4 protein-coding genes are annotated in these 3,167 nt (G+C 72.6%); 2 read left to right on the top strand and 2 right to left on the bottom strand.

The window, feature by feature from the left end:
- On the top strand, positions 1-979 hold a 979-nt coding region (locus ACLEQD_RS40070), incomplete at its 5' end, for a DUF3943 domain-containing protein (protein ID WP_410391206.1).
- A 2-nt stretch (positions 980-981) separates the two neighbouring features.
- Complete coding sequence (locus tag ACLEQD_RS40065; RefSeq protein WP_410391205.1) at positions 982-1,449, top strand: hypothetical protein; 468 nt, start codon at positions 982-984, stop codon at positions 1,447-1,449.
- Positions 1,450-1,468: 19 nt separating this feature from the next.
- Here ACLEQD_RS40065 and ACLEQD_RS40060 read toward each other — a convergent pair whose 3' ends face one another.
- Entirely contained in the window at positions 1,469-2,083 is a 615-nt protein-coding gene (locus tag ACLEQD_RS40060) for an MOSC domain-containing protein (protein ID WP_410391203.1), read from the bottom strand.
- A 36-nt stretch (positions 2,084-2,119) separates the two neighbouring features.
- Positions 2,120-3,094 (bottom strand): MBL fold metallo-hydrolase, encoded by a 975-nt coding sequence (locus tag ACLEQD_RS40055; protein ID WP_410391202.1) that lies wholly within the window; start codon positions 3,092-3,094, stop codon positions 2,120-2,122.
- Between the last annotated feature and the right edge of the window lie 73 nt (positions 3,095-3,167).

The raw sequence follows: 3,167 nt of genomic DNA, 5'->3' as shown, positions 1-3,167 counted from the left end.
CGGGAGCCCGTGGCCCCTGGGCGGCGTGCTGCTCGCCGGCGGACTGCTGCTGGGCGGCCCGGCCTTCGCGCAAGAGGGGCCGTGCACCGACGGGCCCCGCCTCCACGCCGACGCCGCCGTGCGCGCCGAGGCGCCCTCGCCACCGGCGGATGCCCCGCTGAACGAGGAGGCTGTCCGCGAGGACACGTCCCGGGAGCGGCCCCATCCGTGGCTGGCGCTGGCGGAGGTCACCAGCATCAACCTGGTGGTGTGGACGTGGGACCGGGTGCTGGTGAACAAGGAGTGGGCGCGGGTGACGCCCTCCACGTGGGGGGAGAACCTGACCTCGGGCTTCGAGTGGGACGGGGACCACTTCGGCACCAACCAGCTCGCGCACCCGTATCACGGCAGCCTCTACTACGTGGCCGCGCGCGACAACGGCATCCCCTACGTGGGCTCCCTGGGCTTCACGCTGCTGGGCAGCCTGCAATGGGAGGTGTTCGCGGAGAACAAGAAGCCCTCCATCAACGACATCGCGAACACCACCCTGGGAGGCACCATCATGGGCGAGGCCATCTACCGGCTGTCCTCCATGGTGCTGGACACGGAGGCCACGGGCTGGGAGCGCTTCGGCCGCGAGCTGGGCGCGGCCGCCCTCAGCCCCGTGCGCGGCGTCAACCGCGTGCTGCGCGGCGACAGCTGGCGCGTCGAACCCACGCCCGCGGACTGGAGGCCGGACACCTTCGCGGGCTGGGCGAGGCTGGGCTACCTCAAGCTGGGCAACGGCGAGCCCCTGCCCTGGGGAGAGAACCAGTTCTTCACCGAGCTGTCCCTGCGCTACGGGGACGCCTTCCGGGGGGCGCGCCGCCGCCCGCTCGACGCGTTCGAAGGGCGCGTGCAGTTCACCACCCAGGAGGCCCACCTGATCAGCTACGGACAGCTGATGGGGCTGCTCGTGGCGACCCCCTGGCGCGCGCCAGGAGCGACGAGCTGCGCCTGAGCGTGTTCCAGCAGATGCGCTACGTGAACACGGCCGCCTACGAGCTGGGCAGCCAGTCCGTGGACGTGGGCCTGACGTACCAGCACGACCTCTCCGGGAGCGCGGCGCTGCGCTCGATGCTGCTGATGAACGGCGCCCTGCTCGCCAGCGTCTCCTCCGAGCACTCCGGGGAGGGGGGCCGCAACTACGACTACGGCGTAGGCCCGGGCCTCCAGCTCCGGGTGGCCTATACGCGCGACGAGTGGGACCTCGTGTCGCTGGAGGCGGGCCTGTCACAGATCATCGTGCTGGACGGCTCGAGCGGCTCGCACCAGGTGCGCACCGCCCAGCTCCGGGTGGACCTGCCCGTGTACCGCCGGCTGGGCCTGGGCGTGGAGGGGAACCTCTTCCAGCGCGAGAGCCACTTCGACGCGTTCCCGAGCGTGAACAAGGACACCTACCAGCTGCGCTTCTTCCTCTCCGTGCACTGACGGCCCGCGGGGCGGAAGCTCAGCCCACCGCCTCCGACGGCGTCGCGGAGGGCAGCGAGTACGTCACCGGCGGAGGCAGCATCACCCGCACCTCGTCGCCCGCGCGGATGAGGCCCGGGCGCTCCACCCAGCCCACCAGCCCGCGCTTCTGCCACGCGGCCTTCACGAAGCGGCCCGCCAGCCCCTTCATGTCCGGGTAGTGCGCTTCAATCACGCGGCCCGGCTGCACGCAGGGGAGGTTCTCCCCCTCCATCACCAGCGTGGCGTCCTCCGGGAAGAACAGCCGCGTGCCCGGCGGCAGGTGCGTGAGGCGCGGCACGCCCATGAGCTCCAGGTTCGCGCCCAGCCACGACGCCAGCACGTGCGGCACGCCCAGCGCGCGCGCCACCTCCACCAGCTCCTCGCGCGACACGAGGGAGAGCTGCCGGGTGTTGCGGATGACGGTGCCCTTGGGGAACCACGGCACGCGCACGTCCGCCTTGCGCGTGAGGCCCGCGTGGCGGTCCCCCTCGATGCCCGCGAAGTCGACCTTCACCTCGGGCACCTCCCGGGTGACGAAGCGCTTGGGTTCAGCGTCCGTGCACAGCAGCACGTTGGCCAGGTGTCCGGTCAGCGAGGGAGCAGGAGTGGGCATATCGGGCGCCCGTTCCAACACGCGGACGACGCGAAATCAAAACAGCGTCAGCTGCTGTGGCTTGCCCAGCGGGCGGGCGTCCGTGCCCGCGTCCCGCAGCGCCTGCGCCAGCTCCTGCGCGAAGCCGTGGCAGGTGATGACGTCCCGCGCGCCGGTGTCCTTCACGTAGCGCATGAGGGACGGGAAGTCCGCGTGGTCCGACAGCGGGAAGGCCACGTCCGCGCCGTAGCGCCGCGCGCCGCCGGGGTCCATGGCCCAGCCGGTGAGCACCGCCGTGGCCCGGGGCCAGTGCGGCGCCAGGGCCCCGCCCCGCGCCAGGTGCGGCGGGAAGAAGAGCACCTCCCCCGGCTCCACGCGGCCGTCGTAGCGGCGCAGGTGCTCGATGGGGACGCCCAGCTCCGCGTACAGCTCCGCGACCTCGAAGATGGACGGGTGCGCGACCAACTGGAAGCCCCGGCCGGCGAGCTGCTTCATCGCCTCCTGGCTCTTGCCCAGCGGATAGCCCAGCAGCACCGGCGTCACGCCCCGGTTGAGCTGCGCGCGCAGCCACGTCTCCACCTGTCCCAGCACCTCCGGGCGCGGCGGGAAGCGGTAGCGCGGGTGCCCGAAGGTGGACTCGATGACCAGCGTGTCGCAGGTGGCCACCTCCGTGGCCTCCGCGGTGAGCGACGGCGCGGTGTTGAGGTCCCCCGTGTAGACGATGCGCCTGCCGTCCGCGCGGGTGACGCGCAGCTGCGCGCTGCCCAGGATGTGGCCCGCGGGCAGCAGCTCCAGCAGCAGCGGGCCCAGCTCGAAGGGGCGGCGGAAGGGCACGGACAGCGCGGAGGCCACCGGCCCCAGCCGGTGGGCCATGAAGCGCAGCGTGGCCTGGGTGGCGATGGTGCTCTCGTGGCGGGCGATGTGGTCCGAGTGCCCGTGGCTGACGAAGGACAGCGGCGACTTGCGCTTCGCGTCCAGCGACAGGGGCGTGCCCGTCAGGTGCAGGCCGTTTCGTCTCAGCTCCACGCTCATGGGATGGGCGCTGTCTATAGCGCGGCGCGGGCGCTCGCGCTCCCGGCCGGGGCGCCCCACCCCGCGCGCCGCA

Origin of the sequence: Corallococcus sp. 4LFB (genome assembly GCF_046520365.1) — a bacterium.
In the GTDB taxonomy this organism is placed as follows: domain Bacteria; phylum Myxococcota; class Myxococcia; order Myxococcales; family Myxococcaceae; genus Corallococcus; species Corallococcus caeni.
This window is presented reverse-complemented; position numbering and strand designations above follow the sequence as displayed.